Here is a 16751-nt window from a genome sequence, read left to right as displayed (position 1 = left end):
AAGTGCGCAAAAAAATTCCCGTGTCTCCTTTTGGCAGCCAGCCAAAACCAAACGGCCCCTTTCCGCAATTACGCGAAAAGGGGCCGGAGGAGAAAAAAGGGTGATCAGGGCAAACCCTGGCACACGATAGCCTAAAAATCTTTCAGTTTCCGCTTGACCATTTCCACCTGCTGGATTTGCTGGCCGATTTCCCGGGATTTGTTTTCCTGATCGGTGCGGCTGCGCTCAATGGCCAGGCGGGCGTCCTCAATGGCCTTTTCAGCGTCGAGAATGGCTTTTTCGTACTTCTCCTGCTCTTTGCGGAGCTTATCGAGTTCTTTTTCCAGTTCCTGGAGCTTGGCTTCTTCGTTGGCTACGTCCAGTTCGATTTGGGCCCGGCTGACTTCCAGGGCGAAGCGCATGAGCATCTTTTCGGCTTCCACGTAACGGGTGCTGTTGAGTTCGGGGCTGACGTAGCCTTCGGGGGTGGCGATCCAGATGGTCACTTCGCTGCCCGTGCCGGAAGAGCGGACGGCGCTGTACATATCAACCTTCCCGCCCGCGCTGACGCCGGGGATGGAGAAGTTGAGGGATTCCAGTTCATCCTTTGTTTTCTTCACCTTCTTGGTACGGACGTCGTAATTTTCTTTGAGCCAGTCGGTCCAAAGCTTCCCGACGAGCTTATCCTGGGCGCTGGGCAGTTCCAGAATCAGGGCATCGTTGTTGCCCCGGCTGTGGGTCAGGCGCTGGGCGGTGACCTGGGCGGAGAGTACTTCCGTACCCGCCAGAACGAGGAGCAGAAGGAAGCAGAGTGAAAAGAGTAAATCTTTCATTTTCATAGCAGTTGGTTGTTTGGTGAGACGCTGGAAGTCCAGTTGGTCACTAAGATAGACTTTAATGGCGGGACAATCCGCGCCGGCAGCCTTTTTTCACAGTTGGTTCAGCGCAAGTTCATCCTCCGGCGGAGTTCAGTACAGGGCGATGGGAGCGGCCAACAGGGCGTCGGGAATACCAAAGCCATTGACCAGGGTTGCCGCGTCGGGGCGGAGTTCGCTGCAGAGGACGTCGACGGCCTTGCGGATGGCCTTAGACTTTTGCCCGGTGATGTAGTCGCTTTCCAGGTACCAGCCGCTGTGGGTTTCGATGGTGTGGAGGGCGTAGAGCTGGACGGTTTTTTTCAGCAGGGCCTTGGCGGGGTGGCCGGAGGCCAGGGCATCCACGCGGGCGAGGCTTTTTTCCAGTACGAGGGCTTCCACCCAGGCCTGGGCGGCTTCGATCATGTGGGTTTGGCAACGCAGGCCCGCCGCGTAGGCGCTTTCACCTTCCTTGATGTAAGCCCGGAGGCGCTGCGCGAGGGTACTCACCAGACGGCGGGCCCGGAACTCGAACGCCGCCTGGTAGAAGGTGCGGGAGGTGAGGTGTTCGCGGTCGGTTTGCCGGATGGTGAAGGGGTTTTGTTCGGTGACGATGGTGGTCATCCGGCGGCCCATATATTTCAGGACCGCGAAGCTGCCGTCTTCCTGGAAAGACTTTTTGAAGTCCGAAAGCAAAGACTTGGCCAGCAGCTGCAACAATACCGTATTGTCGCCTTCGAAAGTGGTGAAGATGTCGGTATCGGCCTTCAGTTCGGCGAAGCGGTTTTCGGCCAGGTAGCCTTTCCCGCCCGTGGCTTCGCGGCATTCCTGGATGGCCGCGGTGGTAAACCAGGTGGCGTAGGCTTTGAGGCCGGCGGCCATGGCTTCGATCTCCTGCATGTCCTCCGGCTTGCGGTCAATGTAGCGGTGGAGGAGGTAATCCAGGCCAAACTGGGTAGCGTAGGCTTTGGCGACCAGCGGCAAAAGGCGGCGTTGCTGGTTGGGGTAATCGAGGATGAGCGTTTCGGCCTTGAGGGGGTCGGCGGCAAACTGGCGGCGGCGCAGGCCGTAGCGCACGGCGATGGCCAGGGCCGTCTTGGCCGCACTCAGTCCGGCCCGGGGTACGCACACGCGCCCGCCCACGAGGGTGCCGAGCATGGTGAAAAAGCGGCGGCTGGGGTTTTCAATCGGGCTGTAGTACTGGCCTTCGGGGGTGATGCCGCCGTATTTGTCGAGCAGGTTATCGACGGGCACCCGGACCTGAGAAAACCAGATGCGGCCGTTATCGACGCCGTTGAGGCCCAGTTTGTAGCCATTGTCTTCCACCCGGATGCCGGGCAGTAGCTCGTGCTTGGCGTCGCGCAGGGGTACTACGACGGCATGGACGCCGTGGCTTTCGCCGTCGACGATGAGCTGGCAAAACACGGCGGCCAGGCGGCTGTGGAGGGCGTTGCCGATGTATTCCTTCCCCGCATCCTCGTTGGGGGAATGGACGATGAGTTCCCGCGTCTGGTGGTCGTAGACGGCGGTGGTTTCGAGGCCGCGGACGTTGGAGCCGTGGCCCGTCTCCGTCATCGCGAAGCAGCCGGGCAGTTCGAGGGTGCCCGTCTTTTGCAGGTATTTATCGTGGTGGCGCTGGGTGCCGAGGTTAGCCACTGCCCCACCCCAGAGGCCAAATTGGACGCCGAACTTGATCGTCAGGCTCAGGTCGTGGTAACCCAGGGTTTCGAAGGCGACGGAATAAGCCGCCATATCGTCTTCGCCGCCGTAAGCTTTCGGGAAGGCCAGGGCACCGATGCCTTCGCGGCCCAACTCCTCGCACCAGGCCAGGACCTGCGCGCGGTAGTCTTCCTTGAGGCGGAGGATGGAACGCTCGAAAGAGGGGCGTTGGAGGATGTCTTTGACGCGGGCGATGGGTTCCGCCCAGGGGCCGTCCAGAATGGCCTGGAGGACGGCGGGGTCTACGCTGGCTTCTTCGGTAAACTCCTGCAACTTATTGCGCTGGTCGTAGCGGGGAAAAAGGCTGCGGTAAGTCGTTTCATCGACGCCGCCGAGGCCGAGTTCGAGCTCCGTGAGGGCGGGCAGTTGGGCTTCCCAGAAGGCTTGGCGATCGGGGGCAAAGCCTTCGGCGGCGTGGCCCAGGAGGCTGCCCAGCTCGGCCAGGCTGGCCAGGCGCTCGGGGGGCAGTTGCTCGGCACCGTTGCGGACCAGGGTATGCCAGCGCTGGAACAATTCGCGGGCCGGGGGGTAGGCGGGGTCCGACCAGGCGACCAGCAAGCGCTTGTCTTCCGCATCCAGAAAAGGCAAGTCGGCGGCGCGTTTGCGGATGGCGTGGATTTCTTTCAGGTTCAGGTGCCGATCCGCCCAGGCCGCGTACAAAAGGGGAAGCATAGCCTGGATGCCCGGAGAAAGTTGGGTGTTCATTTGGAATTCCGCGCCCATTTTGCTTGATCGTTTGGTTGGTACTGGGTAGAACACGGGAAAGGGGGCTGGGTTGACCCCCAGCCCCCTTAGATCGGTCTGTTGGACATAGATCCGCTACCCTCTGCGGCTATTAAAAAGCACCTATTGGAGCGGTAGAATGAAAACCATCTGGCAACTGTCTAAGACTTGGTCAAACTTGACAGGTTCGCCTCCGAAACCAAAGTACATCTTACCGTATATGCTGTCGGCCCGATTTGAGACACCTTTAAAAACCATTTTCGGGACATACAAGCCATCAATTCGTTCCTCAGGTTCGTATACTCCACTCATGTGAAAGTCGAAAAGTATGCTGTCCCTATTGGGGCCTATTTCTCTTGTATAAAATGTTATCAGGCTTGTAGCTACGCCAACAGGCCTGCTTACCGTTCGTGGAGAGTAAATTTCTCGCCTAGTCCTGTAAAAGTTACCAAAAAACTGCGCATCAGGATGAACGGTATCCGCAGCAACTGTAAATGCCATTCCTTGATCGTAATAACACTCAGTCATAGAGGAGAAGTAATAACCTGCTGGCAATTCGAAGCAATCCAAATCACCAATGGTTTTATTTTCCGGCGGGCAGTCGCAAGTTTCGCGCGCATCGTCGTACGTAAAGCCGACCCCACAGGGTGTGTCTTGTGGATTGCTAATGCGAACTATGTATTCCTCGTCATCCGGGCAGCCGGAGAAAGTCAGCAATGCCGCTAGTAGAATCAAGTAGTTTTTCATTGTACAACCATTTTTTCTTGGAAAATCACCTCTCCATTCGCTTCATTGTAGAGGGAGACGAAATACACTTGCCCTCCGCTTATGCTTCGCTGCTTAGATTGAAGGTACTTCCTTAAAAGCTCTGGACTGAAGCGCCAAGCGCCAGATTCGGGCACCGCAAAACGGTCTAGGGTGGTTTTCTCTTGTTGAACTATCCTACCCATTACGTCATAAATTATTAATTTCACCGTACTACTTCTAACGGATTTATTGACGGAGGTGCCATTATCGTGAAAGGGGTTTTCGATATCTGGAAAGGGGTCTTCGCCATCGCTCCCAGTAAATCCTATATTGCAAAAGTTTGCCGAAAATTTTGATCGCCCGATTAAGTGAGCATAATCGAATGGGACAGAAAAATCACCTCTTTCATCTGGGGTGAGTCTGAATTCATTTCTTGGAGAGGCTGCAAAAATTTCCCTCGCAACTTTAGAACGAAGTTCTGTCTTGTCACTCGGCGGGATGAAGGAAAATTCAGGCGCAGGAATATAATTGTGCTGTACTAAAGAAGGATCGAAAGAGTGACTCCAATAAAAGGCCTGTACATTTGGATCGCAACAGTCTGGTTCATTGTTTCCTGATAGTGCACCCGCAGGTAAAAAAGCAGTAAGGTAAAAATCGGATTTTATTATGACTTCACTTTGCCAAGACCTAGTCCCTCGAGATACCATTCGGGCACTGGACATTATGCCTACGTACAAACTTTTTCCAGGCTCTAGTACGTACTCTTTTGGCGTTGCCACTAGCTGAGAAGGAGTTCCTTGTGCATTTACCCCACAAGTAGCTGCTGGCACCATCTGCGCTGGCTGCCCATCCAGAAGTTCACCAACTTGAGCAATCGTTTGGTTTACGAGGCCGCTTTGCACAGCCAATAAAGCGGTTTGTTCAGGGACGGAAGGAGTAGTACCTACCAAATCTCCACCAAATACGATGCTGGCAACAGTTGCTGCAACCAGAAACGTCAATTGTAAGGCATCGCCTATCCAAGAGTCGTTTGGGTTTGACTCACAAGCGGCTGAGTTGAAATTACGAAGTACACCAGGAATAAAAAGAGTTGGATTAATATTTGGCCCATTTTCCTGTACACTGTAAGCTACGGCTACATCTTCCCCTATAGCTACAGCTCTATTTCCGTTCCCACTTTGTAGTTTTTGCGCTCTAACGTCAATGGTTGACTCATAAAACCACCTTATTTCTACTTCCTTTTCGCATTGACAATTAGGGTCTACTCTTGTAGCCCCCCCACTACAGATTAAGGTAAAAATTTGCCCAATACGAGCCCCAAAATTAGGAAGTAACGCATCAGTAACAGCGGGTGTAGCTGATGCGTTGGAGTTACCAACTTCCCCGCCCCAAAAATCTCCACCATCGCGTTTCCAGCCGTCGGAATAGGCAAACCAGGTTTTCGCTGGGCCCACCCCCCCTTGGAAAAATTCTAACTCCCTACCATTAAGGTTGGCGACATGACGAGGGTTGGGTTGGCCAGTATTTTGCCCCAACTCATAAAAGCCATTGGGGCCCTCTGCATTACGAATATCTCCAGGGGAAAGCTGGTACTCGGCAGGAACGCTTAAGCCTGAACAATCACATTTGGCCACCTTTTCGCCGTTTTGCCCCTTCAAATGTTTGAGTACCTGCTCTCGGCTAAGCAGGTCTTCAAATTCAAATACAGGTTTGCCACTTAAGAAGTGATGCTGAACGAAGGAGGCTTTTTCGACGGGATTATAATCAGAAGTGAGTACCAGATCCAACAAGGCTTCCGTTTCGATATAGCCTTTGTTATTGTATGCGTCTTTAAGGAAGTCGTGGAAAGATCTGGATGCTGAATACCAGTAATCAGCTTTGACGATGTCTTTCCCCAGTCGAATCAACCTCTCGTTTCCACACCGATCTGTGTAGAATATGGTAGTAGTTGGGTCTACAGAAGCTAAGTCAATAGCAAAGTAGCCGTTTTGTAGTTTCGCTTCCCCACTTTTACCTTTTCCTGATTCAAACATTACTGCAGTAATCCCCAGTAGGTCGTTTGGATTTTCCGGAGAAAAAACTATTCTTTCACCGCTGTGCAGGTTAATTATTTGAGGGATCCCGAAGTGGATGTACGGGCAACTTTCATTACTTGCCAGCAGCCCACTAGAAAAGGATAGCGCAACGCAAATACAAAAGAACGTAGCGCGCATAAGGCTACTTAGGGTTGAGGGTTGAGGGTTGAGGGTTGAGGGTTGAGGGTTGAGGGTTGAGGGTTGAGGGTTGAGGGTTGAGGGTTGTACATGAAAGGGTATTTGTAGTGCTCGAAGACCTGGAATTAGATCGTCTAAACACGCATGTTATGCTGCGAATATAATCCCAATTTTTCAAACGCAAAAATAAAATTTCTCTTTTTCGTGCGTTGGTCAAAAAAATCTTTGATAAGGAATGAATAAGCCCTACCCCACTCGTGGAACTTGGCATGAGAGCCGGTTGAAATGAGGACCCGTAATTTCCCGCTTAGAGGAATCATGTCACTCAAACCAGCCACAGTTCTTTATCTTGTGGGCTTCACTCCGATAAATCCTCTCCGTGCAACGTCGTCAATTCCTCGCCGCTTCCACCGCTCTTTTGGCCTTTCCCCTGCACCTGCGCTCCGGCGCCCTGAATACTGCGGTACCCCGGGTGGCATTGATCGGGACGGGCTGGTACGGCAAGAGCGACCTGCTGCGGCTGCTTCAGGTAGCCGAGGTGGAGGTGGTTGGCCTCTGCGACGTCGATGCCGAGATGCTCGCTGCGGCCGATGCGCTGCTCCGCAAGCGCCACCCCGGCCAAAAACCCCGCCTTTACGCCCGCCACGCAGACCTGCTGGCCCAGGAAAAACCCGACTTGGTGATGATTGCCACACCCGACCACTGGCACGCCATCCAGGCCATTGACGCGATGGCCGCCGGGGCCAACCTGTACCTGCAAAAACCCATCGGGGTAGACGTCCGCGAATGCGAATCCATCGTAGACGCCACCAAAAAATACGGCCGCACCGTGCAGGTCGCCCTCCAGCGCCGCAGTACCCCCCACCTGCTGGAGATGAAAAAGAAGTACCTCGACTCTGGCCTCATCGGGCGGGTACACCACGTGGAGATGTGCTGCTACTACCCCATGCGCGACACCGCCCAGCGCGAGCCCGTGCCCGTACCCGCCAGCTTTGATTACGAGCGGTGGACGGGCCCGGCACCCATGCTTCCCTACAAGGGCCTCCCCCACCGGCGCTGGCGGGCTTTCCGGGAATACGGCAACGGAATTGTGGGCGATATGTGCGTCCACTACTTCGACGCCGTGCGCTGGTTGCTCGGCCTGGGTTGGCCCGAACGCATCAGCAGCCAGGGCGGCATCTACGTACAAACCGAGGCCGATGCAACCACGACCGATACCCAGACGGCGGTTTTTGAATACCCGGAGCGGGGACTGAACTGCGTATGGCAGCACCGGAGTTGGGGGCAGGCGCCGCAGGCAGACTGGCCGTGGTCCTTTACCATCTTCGGTACGGAGGGCAAGCTCCAGGCGGATACCCACAAGTACGAATGGACGCCCATGGGCGGACAGCCCGTGCGCGTGAAGGTGGAACTGGAAGGTGAGCGCTACCCCGAAGATTTGCAGGAAGAAGGCATCGAACTTCACGTCGCCCCGGCTACGCGGGCCCACCTGACCAACCTGCTGGACGCCATCGCCGGAAAACAGCCGCTGGCCGCGCCGGTGGAAGAAGGGCACATCTCCACCACCTCCTGCATCCTGGCCAACCTTTCGCTCGACCTTGGCCGCCCCCTGCGTTACGACCCGGTGGCGCGCATCGTCGTTGATGACCCCACGGCGACGGCCCTGCTGGCCCGGCCGCGGCGGGCGGGGTTTTAAGGGGAGAACTTACATTTCCACTTCGCGAAACAAATCGTCCATAGTGAGGGCTTGATCGATTAAACCCCGGCTGTGTTCATTTTCCAGGATGGGGAAAGTGGTGACCAGGGTGACCTGGAGTTGTTTACGGGTATTACTGGCGGTAGCAAAGAGGCCCATTTTTTGTCGGATGGCCAAAGCCGCTGCTTTATCCAACACGTAGCTGCCGTTGTAAAATTTGATCTCAAATAAATTGATGATGTGATCATTTCGATCCAGGAGGAGGTCAACTTGTACCCCGGGTAGTTGGCCCGCGCCCCGTTGGTAGAAAGTGGAGGCTTCGGCATAAAGCCCATCTATACCCATCGCAGCTTTGAGTTGGCGGATGTGCTTCAGGCAAACCCCTTCGTAGGCGTAGCCACTCCACGATTTCCAGGTCTGGGTTTGGCTTAGGCGTTGCCAGGTTCCGCGGCCTTCATTTCGCCGCGGTTCAATAAACTTCAGGAAGAAGAGAGAATATTCATCCGTCAACCGATAGCGGATGTTCTTCCGTTTCTTTTTAAAATCATAGTACCCCGTGATGAACCCGGAGCTGATGAGTTCTTCCATTACTTTAGAAGAACCGCCACCATCGCTCAGCCCCGCTGCCTGGAGCAATTCCTTACGCGCCATCCCACCACGCACTACCGCAAGGGCGCGAATGATGCTGACGTGGCGCTCTGCCGCCTCAAACAAAGCCAGGTAAAGATTATCAAACTCCGCATTAAGCAAGCCATTTTCGGCAAAGCAAATGTCGTCAATGTTTTGGACCGCACTTTTGCCAGGAGCCAATTCTTTGAGGTAATGCGGAATCCCCCCCATGGTCATATAGACCTGCAGCAACTGGTAGCGGTCCATGCGGATACCCCTACGCTGTAAAAACTCCTCCGTTTCCCTGAGATGGAAGGGCTTTAAAAAAATGCGTTTGGTGATGCGGTTGTAGAGGCCGCCTTTGTGGTTTACTACCTTATTGATCATCCACGACGCGGCGGAACCACAAATGACGATTACCAGGTTTTGCTGGACGGCCCAACTGTTCCAGAAAAGCCCAAAGGCTTCCAGAAAACCCGATTTGGGAGTAGCAATCCAAGGAATTTCATCGAAAAACAACACAGTTCTTTGTTGCGCCAGGTCTTTCACCTTCAAGTAGCTGATGAGCAACTGGAAGGCCGCCTGCCAGTCTTGCGGCACCTCCAAGGGAAAGTCCGACCCGGCAAAAGCAGCCAACTGGTAGGAAAAATTGCGCAACTGCTCCGTTTTGCCCCCGTGTTGCAGCCCCGTCATCTCAAAACAAATCCTCCCCCGGTAGGCCTGCCGAACCAGAAAGGTCTTTCCCACTCTGCGTCTCCCGATTACGGCCACCAGTTCCGCTTCCCTGCTGCGGAATGCGGCCTCCAAGATGGAGAGTTCGGCCTGTCGGCCAACGAATTCGGGAGAGGTAGTGGGCTCCATGGGTAGCTTTCTTTTGCTGCGGAGTCAAGTAATCTTCTTCAGCGTTGGTCCAAAAGTAACACTTCCAGCGAGCTATCCAAACACATAGCTCGCTGAAACTACCTAAAAAAGACCACTTTCAGCGAGCTATCCAAAAATATAGCTCGCTGGAAGTACAGATTTTGCCAGTTTACAGTAGTACAGCAGGGGGTGTGCGGTGCGTGGTTGGGCAACTAGTTTAACGTGAGGTTGAGCCTTTGCAATAACCACAACTTGGTCTTCAACGACCTTTAGAAGGCAGTTCGGTAGTGGGGCATTGTTTACTACCGAACTACAAAACTACCGAACTAAAGAATCATTCCGATCTAACCATCTGAAAATCAGTGAATATCTCCCCAACCTGACGTTAGTTTAAGGCCTCACCTCATTCCCCAGGCCCACCAGGTTGGCGAACAGGCGATAGGCCCCGGGCACGCCAGCGGGCAATTCCCGGAAGAAGCTGTAGCCGGTGTAGACGTAGTGGCCTTTGCCGTAGGGCGCTACCAGCAGGCCGCCGTCGAGGGGCTGCTCGCCGGGGTCGTTGCTGCTGATGATGGCGGTGTACTCCGGAGCCCAGTTGCTGGGGAAGTAGAGGCCGCGTTCCTGGACCCAACCGGCAAAATCCGCGCTGGTGATCTTGTTGGGATAGTTCAGGACGGGATGGTCGGGAGCCAGGATGCGCACTTCGGCGTCTTCCACCGTCACGCGGTCGCTGCTGAGTTGGAAGGGATAGGGGCCCAGCTCGGTCATGGGAATCTGAACGCCCCGGCTGGTATTGTACTGTACCACCAGGGTACCACCGTCCTTGACGTACTGGAGCAGACGGGGTTGGTAGTTGGCGATGTCGTCAATGGTATTGTAGGCACGGACCCCGACGACAATGGCGTCGAATTGGCGAAGGCTTCCCGTAGTGACGGCGGCCTTATCGAGGGTCGTCACCTGGAAACCGATGTTGGTGAGGGCTTCGGGGATGGCATCGCCGGCGCCGGGCAGATAGCCGATGTTGCGGCCGGCGATGGCGAGGTCGATTTTTGCTACGGGGACGGAAGCGTCGAGGTCGGCCAGCTGAACGGGCAGGTGATCGTGGTCGATTTTGACGAGTTTGCGGGTGTAGCCGCGTTCGGGGTCTTCATCCCCCTCCAGGCGGGCCAGGGGAACGATCGTGCCCTGCACCTGGCCAGCCGGAGGAGTGAGCGCAAAGCTGAAGTACTGCTCCTGGCCCTTGCGTTCGAGGTGGAAGGCCACTTTCTCCGGGCTCACTTTCCAGCCGTTGGGGATGCATAATTCCAGGTTTCCGCGCAGATCGGCGCGGGCGGCGGTGAGTTTTACGCGGACGGGTTGGGCTTCGCTGCCGGTAAAGAGATAGCTGCTTTCGCCCAGTTCCACGAATACGGGAGGGAGGACTTCCAGGGGCTGGACCTGCTCGCCCTTGACGGGGTCGGTGTAGGCGTGGCGGACGGGCCGGGTGAAGAAAAATTCCTCGCCGGCGATGTCGAGTTGAAAAGTGACCTGTAGCGGGTCATCGCTTTCGCCCTTGCCGCGGAGTTCCTGCTCATCGACGCGGTACATGCCCAGTTCTCCGTTTTCGAGGAGCCAGTAGGGCCCACTGGAGCCCTGGCCGGGCTGCACCATCAGGGTAAGTTCCTGGGTGAAGGGGCGGTTGGTGGCGAGAACTTCCTGGACAGTAGCCCGGGTCATAACGGTCCCTTCAATGAAATAATCGATCAGTTTGACGGGTTGCGTGCTGCGGTTGGTCGCTTCGATTTTGACGGTGATGTTCTGGCCAGCCGTGGCGATGGGGTCGTCGGTCGTCCCGGCCAGGTAGAGGCCGAGGGTACCGGCGATGATTTCTTCCAGTTCGGCCAGTTTTTTGCTTTTCCAGAAGCCGTCGGGGAGGTCCTGAAGCATTTTGCGGACGCGGAGGAGATCCGGGACGGAGGCGGCAGGGTCATCGAAGCGAAAGCGGTCTTCGACGACCTGGAGGACCTGGCCGATTTTTGTGCCGCCGGGGATGCGGTTCCAGGTGATGTCGATGTTGCCAAAGACTTCTCCCTCGACGTCGTTGTCGTCGCCTTTAAGCAATTCGAGTTGTTCGATGGCTTCGCCGCGGGAGCCGGCGCTGCCGAAGCCCTGGCTTTTGTGTTGGCTGCGGCTGCGGGCGGCAATTTCGGAGACGCCTTCGCCGCGCTTGGGCAGGTAGGTGCCTACGTCTACTTTAATGATGTTTTCCTGGACCATGTGTTCGGGCACGCCACGCCAGGTGTAGGCGTTCCAGTAGATGCGGCGGGGTTGCCAGGGCTCGACGTACTTAAGTTGCTCGGGGAAGGCGGTGGGGTCGCCGGCCAGGTCGAAAGCTTCCAGGCCGATGATGGCGCTGGCGGTGTGGTGGCCGTGGGTGCTGCCGGGGTCGCGGGGATCGAAGCGTAGTACGATCACGTCGGGTCGCCACTGCCGGATGACCCAGACGGCGTCGGCCAGCACCTTTTGCTTATCCCAGATGGTGAAAGTTTCGTCGGAATGCTTGGAGTAACCAAAGTCGTTGGCGCGGCTGAAAAACTGGGAGCCGCCATCAATGCGGCGGGCGGCGAGCAGTTCCTGGGTGCGGGTCAGGCCCAGCAGTTCGCGGATATCGGGGGCAATGAGGTTCTGGCCGCCGTCGCCGCGGGTGAGGCTCAGGTAAGCCGTTTCCACCTTATCGACGTTGGCCAGGTAGGCAATCAGGCGGGTGTTTTCGTCGTCGGGGTGCGCCGCCAGGTACAGGGCGGAGCCGAGTACTTGCAGTTTCTGGATGCCAGCGTGCAAATCTCCCGCAGTGGGGCGGCTGGCAATTTGGGCGAAGAGAGAAAAGGTGGTAAGCAGGACGAAACTGACGATTAAGACAAAGTGCTTCACGAAGTGCGGAAAATTTGCTGTGGGAATGAAGACAGTTCAGGGCGGGGGCTGGTTGCAGGAGCCCTGAATTTTATTGGGCGCGGCCGCAGGTGCAAGGGAAGTTGAATGTCAGATGTGGGATGTCAGATGTGGGATGTGGGATGTGGCACGTCTGACATCTGACATCTGACATCACCCATCTCACATCAGACATCCACTGCACCTGCGGCCGCGCCCCCGAAGAAGCCCGAAAAAAATGAACCTAAGCCACTCTGCCTGCATTCCACTGGATATGGCAACAATTCTGATTGGCGGTGGGACGGGTTTTATCGGCATGCACCTCAGCCGCCGGCTCCGTTCCTTGGGCCACCAGGTTCGTCACCTCAGTCGCACGGCCGATCGGTCGGCAGATTTCCCGGCTTACCACTGGGATGTGGCAGCGGGCAAGATTGACGACGCGGCATTCGACGGCGTGGAGTACGTCATCAACCTGGCTGGCGCAGGCATTGCGGATGCGCACTGGACGGCCAGGCGCAAGCAACTCATCATCGATAGCCGGACCCAGAGCACCGCCCTGCTGGCCAGCACGCTGGGCCGCCTGCAATTACGCCCCAGGCTCTACCTCTCCGCCAGTGCCATTGGCTTTTACGGCGACCGGGGCAACGATTTAATGCGCGAGAGCGATTCTCCCGGCACGGGTTTTCTCAGCAAAAGCTGCGTCCTGTGGGAAGAAAGTACGGAAGCCATCCGGGGTTTGGGCATCCCCCTTTTCATCAACCGCACGGGCATCGTTCTCCACCCGGAGGGCGGCGCACTCCAGAAGATGCTGTTGCCCCTCCACGCCCGCGTCTCCACCTACTTCGGTGACGGCGCGCAGTACTATTCCTGGATTCACCTGGACGACATCGTCAACATCTACGCCTACGCAATTGAGCACGGGCTGACGGGCGTGTACAACGGCACGGCTCCGGAGCCGGTGACAAATAAAGTGCTGGCCGCTGCCCTCGGCCCCGCCGCCGGGAAATCCGCCCTCCTGCTTCCCGCCCCCTCTTTTGCCCTCAAACTGGCCATGGGAGAAATGAGCCATACGGTGCTCGACAGCTGCCGCTGCTCCGCTGCCAAAGTTCAGGCGGCGGGCTTCGAGTTTGCCCACCCTGAATTGGAGGGGGCCCTGCGGGACTTGCTCGCCGACCGCTAAACCAACGCCTGGCCGCTACCGCCCGCCCCCCATGATCCTGACTTACGACGGTACTTTTGCCGGTCTTTTCTCGGCCATCTTCGAGGCCTACCGCCTCGGGCTGGAAGTAGAAGACATTGTGGCCGAGGACGTTTTTCAACAACAACTTTTCAGCCAAAGCCTTTCCATCGTTACCAATGACGAACAGGCCCGCCGGGTGGGGAAAAGCCTGGACCAAAAAGGCGGCAGCGGCACGACCAGGTGGCTACGCCGGGCCTTTCTCACCGAGCAAGCAGGTACCGAGCGCCTGATCTACCACTTCATCCGTCGCCAGCTGGTCAGCGAACACCCCGTCCGGCAAGACGCCAGCGATGAACGCATCCGCCGTTTGCAGCGCCTCGACCAGCAAATGGGCCGCGAAGTACACCGGATGCACGCTTTCGTCCGCTTTCAGGAACTGCCCGATGGCTTGTACGTTGCCCTCATCCAACCCGACTTCAACTGCCTCCCTTTGCTGGGCGATCACTTCGCCGCCCGCTATCCCGCCATGCCCTGGCTGATTTACGATACCCGCCGCCACTATGGCCTGCACTGGGACGTAAGCACCAGAAAGGCGGCCTTCATCACCCTCGAATCAGGAAACGACGGCCACCTTCGCCAGCTCTCCCAAGACCTGCTGGCGGCCAAAGAGACCGCGTACCAGGACCTCTGGAAACAATACTTTCACGCCGTAGATATCCCCGAACGGCGCAATATCCCCCTGCACCTGCAGCACGTGCCTAAGCGGTATTGGAAGTATTTGACGGAGAAGTGAAGGGGGAAGGAATAAAGGGGGAAAGGAGTAAAGGGGGAAAGGAGTAAAGGGGGAAAGGAGGGCGCGGCCGCAGGTGCAAGGTTTGCCAATGGGAGCAGTGAACGTCCGCTCCGAAGGGCTGGATGCTGTTCAGCCAAGGGTGTCGTTGAACGGAAGCCCTACCGGCTCTGGAGGGGCCGCTTATGTAGCTTCGGGTGGAGACGTTTTCGATAGTTTGTTAATGCACCACCAATTTCAGCGTTTGCCCACCAACCGTCAGAAGATAAAAGCCGGGGCTTAGGTTCTGGGCAATCCGGGAGCCCGTGCCACTTAGAACGGGGCGGCCACTGGCTTCGCGCAGCACCCAGGGTTCGGCCCCGCTTACCCCCGCCAGGAAGAGTGGGGTTCCGCTGGGTGCCGGATTGGGCCAAACGGCGGCGGTGGTCACCCCCTGCATGACGACGGCGCGCACGGTGCTGAGGGCCTCCGTCCCATCGAAGTCGCGCTGCCGCAGGCGGTAGAAATGGGTACCCGGCCCCGGGTTGGCGTGTACGAAGCGATAATTAGCAGCGAGGGACGGCGGGACGCTGCCCACTGCGGCAAACTGTCCGTTTTCCGTGGCGTGCTCTACCGTCCAGCCCGCATTGTCAGTTTCGGTGGTGGTAGACCAGGTAAGTTCAACGTCTTTGCCCGTAGTGGTAGCCTCCCAGCTTTGGTAGCTGACGGGTAAAGCACGTAAGTCGTCGATGCCGACGACAAAAAGCCCGTTTTCCATGTCGCTGCCCAGAATATTGCCGGAAGGCAGGTAAGGGTAAGCGCCCCAGGTACCATCAACGTAGGAACTGCTGCCGAAGCTGGTATCGAAGTAACCAATGCGGCTGGGGCTGGTGGGGTCGCGGATGTCCCACACCTGGATGCCTTCGCCGTAGTAGCTGATTACCACCAGGCTATCGCCCAGCACGTAGGGATTGTGGGCCAGGCTATTGGTGCTGGGAGCCAGGGACGTGGACTTGAAGGTGCTCACGACTTCCATGTCGGCGGGATCGCGCACATCGACGATGTAGACGGGTTTGCTGGTCGTTTCGTCGCACATTACCATGTAGTCGCCGTTTTGGGTGCGCCAGGAGGAGTGATTGTAACCGGCCACCGTTCCCGATTGCTGGTACTGGGAAAGGATGCCGATTTCTACGGGGTTGGCCGGGTCGGCGACGTCGTAGACGAACATCCCCCGGCGTTCGGAATTGGCGTAGAGCGTGTCGTGGATGGCATACGCATCGTGAATGTAGCCACCGGTGAAGGGGGCCGTCCGTAAGTTGACCGAGGCCAGCAGCTGCGGGTCGGCGGGGTTCTGAAGGCTGTACACCAGGTAACCGTTGGACTGCGCCCCCGAATTGGTGCCGAACATGTAGAGTTTGGCGGGCGAAACGGAGGCGTCAATAAAGATGTTGTGGCAACTCAGGAAGTCGGTGATACGCGGGCTGCCCACGAGGGTGGCCGTGGTAGGCAGCTGGCTTAGGTCGATGATTTGCAAGCCTTCGGCGGCTTCGGTAACGCAGTAGGCGTAGTTTCCGAATACCTTGATGTCGCGCCAGGTGCTTTGGGAATTGCTGTAGGCGTTGAGGCGGGCAATTTCGGTGATGTTGCTGGGGTCCGTCACGTCCAGTACAATGACGTACTGCCGGGAACCGATCAGGGCATACTCCCGTCCTCCCGCTGCGTAGCCCCAAACGTCGTTGTACCGGACGCCGCCGCTGATGGGCAGGGTTGCATCGGTCCACTGGCCGAGTAAAGACATGTTTTGGGACTGCTGTGCGAACGCGGAAGTGGTAGCCAGCAGCAAGAAACAGAAGATGGTAGAGAGCAGCTTAAACACGGAGTAGGTCATTATGATCCACAAAGTTAAGCTACGCCGTTGTTTAAGCCCTGGGAGTACGCACTTTGGTCGGGCAGCGGTCCCCCGTTAATGATTGGTCAGGATATGGAGCAGGTGCCCGAGGTGGTGTTTGCCGTGCCAGCTGTAGTGGGCGGCCAGGGTATCGAGCCGGTAGGTCCAGCCCGATCCACCGTGGAAGGCAGTGCGCTCCCACTCGGCGTCAGTGCAGGCGGCCAGGATGGTCGTCCAGCGCAGGTGGAGGCCGCGCAAAAGTTCGAGGCTGACCTCAATGGGCACCGCCGCTACGTCGGGCAGTTCCGCCCAGCCCTTTTCATCGTAGGGGGTAAGGGTGGGGTGTTCTTCGGTCAGCACCCGCTTGTGGCGGACGTAGGCATTGACGTGGCTATCGGCAACGTGGTGAATGACCTGCCGCGCCGTCCAGCCGCCTTCCCGGTAGGGCGTATCAAGTAAACCGCGGGACTGGATGTCAACGGCAGCCTGGGCAAAAGCAGCCGGCAGCGCCTGGATATCTGCCAGATAGTTCATCCGCTGGGTAGTAGCCGTTGCAGCGTCGGGGAGGGTGAAGGGACCGATGGGGTAGCGCATTAGTAAAGGAGT

General features: G+C 57.1%; 11 protein-coding genes. 3 read left to right on the top strand and 8 right to left on the bottom strand.

Annotated features, from left to right (window positions below; genetic code table 11):
- Window positions 1–131 precede the first annotated feature (131 nt).
- The 4 genes from H9S92_RS11870 to H9S92_RS11855 form a co-directional block, all read right to left on the bottom strand.
- The gene (locus tag H9S92_RS11870) at window positions 132–812 is read right to left on the bottom strand and encodes a hypothetical protein (protein WP_187466937.1); all 681 of its coding nucleotides are present in this window, start codon (window positions 810–812) and stop codon (window positions 132–134) included.
- Window positions 813–947: 135 nt separating this feature from the next.
- Window positions 948–3257 carry an acyl-CoA dehydrogenase family protein gene (locus H9S92_RS11865; RefSeq protein ID WP_246463822.1) on the bottom strand — a complete coding sequence of 770 codons (2310 nt, stop codon included), beginning with the start codon at window positions 3255–3257 and terminating at the stop codon, window positions 948–950.
- A gap of 141 nt (window positions 3258–3398) precedes the next feature.
- Window positions 3399–4022 carry a hypothetical protein gene (locus H9S92_RS11860; RefSeq protein WP_187466935.1) on the bottom strand — a complete coding sequence of 208 codons (624 nt, stop codon included), beginning with the start codon at window positions 4020–4022 and terminating at the stop codon, window positions 3399–3401.
- On the bottom strand, window positions 4019–6235 hold the full coding sequence (locus tag H9S92_RS11855; RefSeq protein ID WP_187466934.1) for a hypothetical protein: 2217 nt from the start codon (window positions 6233–6235) through the stop codon (window positions 4019–4021). Before H9S92_RS11855 ends, H9S92_RS11860 begins: the two co-directional genes overlap by 4 nt.
- Window positions 6236–6614: 379 nt before the next feature.
- Between H9S92_RS11855 and H9S92_RS11850 the strand changes: the two genes are divergently transcribed.
- Window positions 6615–7931, top strand: coding sequence for a Gfo/Idh/MocA family protein (locus tag H9S92_RS11850; RefSeq protein ID WP_187466933.1), 1317 nt, complete (start codon window positions 6615–6617; stop codon window positions 7929–7931).
- A 9-nt stretch (window positions 7932–7940) separates the two neighbouring features.
- Here H9S92_RS11850 and H9S92_RS11845 read toward each other — a convergent pair whose 3' ends face one another.
- Both H9S92_RS11845 and H9S92_RS11840 read right to left on the bottom strand, forming a co-directional pair.
- Window positions 7941–9401 carry an AAA family ATPase gene (locus tag H9S92_RS11845; RefSeq protein ID WP_187466932.1) on the bottom strand — a complete coding sequence of 487 codons (1461 nt, stop codon included), beginning with the start codon at window positions 9399–9401 and terminating at the stop codon, window positions 7941–7943.
- Between the two features lie 390 nt (window positions 9402–9791).
- Entirely contained in the window at window positions 9792–12311 is a 2520-nt protein-coding gene (locus H9S92_RS11840) for a PIG-L family deacetylase (RefSeq protein ID WP_187466931.1), read from the bottom strand.
- 271 nt (window positions 12312–12582) lie between these two features.
- Here H9S92_RS11840 and H9S92_RS11835 point away from each other — a divergent pair, with 271 nt between their 5' ends.
- Window positions 12583–13488, top strand: a complete 906-nt coding sequence (locus H9S92_RS11835) for a TIGR01777 family oxidoreductase (protein ID WP_187466930.1) — start codon at window positions 12583–12585, stop codon at window positions 13486–13488.
- A gap of 31 nt (window positions 13489–13519) precedes the next feature.
- The gene (locus H9S92_RS11830; RefSeq protein WP_187466929.1) at window positions 13520–14281 is read left to right on the top strand and encodes a TIGR03915 family putative DNA repair protein; all 762 of its coding nucleotides are present in this window, start codon (window positions 13520–13522) and stop codon (window positions 14279–14281) included.
- A gap of 217 nt (window positions 14282–14498) precedes the next feature.
- On the opposite strand, the gene H9S92_RS11825 is transcribed toward H9S92_RS11830, so the two are convergent.
- On the bottom strand, window positions 14499–16145 hold the full coding sequence (locus H9S92_RS11825; RefSeq protein WP_187466928.1) for a choice-of-anchor B family protein: 1647 nt from the start codon (window positions 16143–16145) through the stop codon (window positions 14499–14501).
- Window positions 16146–16220: 75 nt separating this feature from the next.
- Window positions 16221–16739 (bottom strand): YfiT family bacillithiol transferase, encoded by a 519-nt coding sequence (locus tag H9S92_RS11820; protein WP_187466927.1) that lies wholly within the window; start codon window positions 16737–16739, stop codon window positions 16221–16223.
- Between the last annotated feature and the right edge of the window lie 12 nt (window positions 16740–16751).

Source organism: Neolewinella lacunae, assembly GCF_014349155.1.
GTDB classification, from domain to species: Bacteria; Bacteroidota; Bacteroidia; order Chitinophagales; family Saprospiraceae; genus Neolewinella; species Neolewinella lacunae.
The sequence above is the reverse complement of the archived record's forward strand: the minus strand, read 5'-3'. Positions and strand labels throughout refer to the sequence as shown.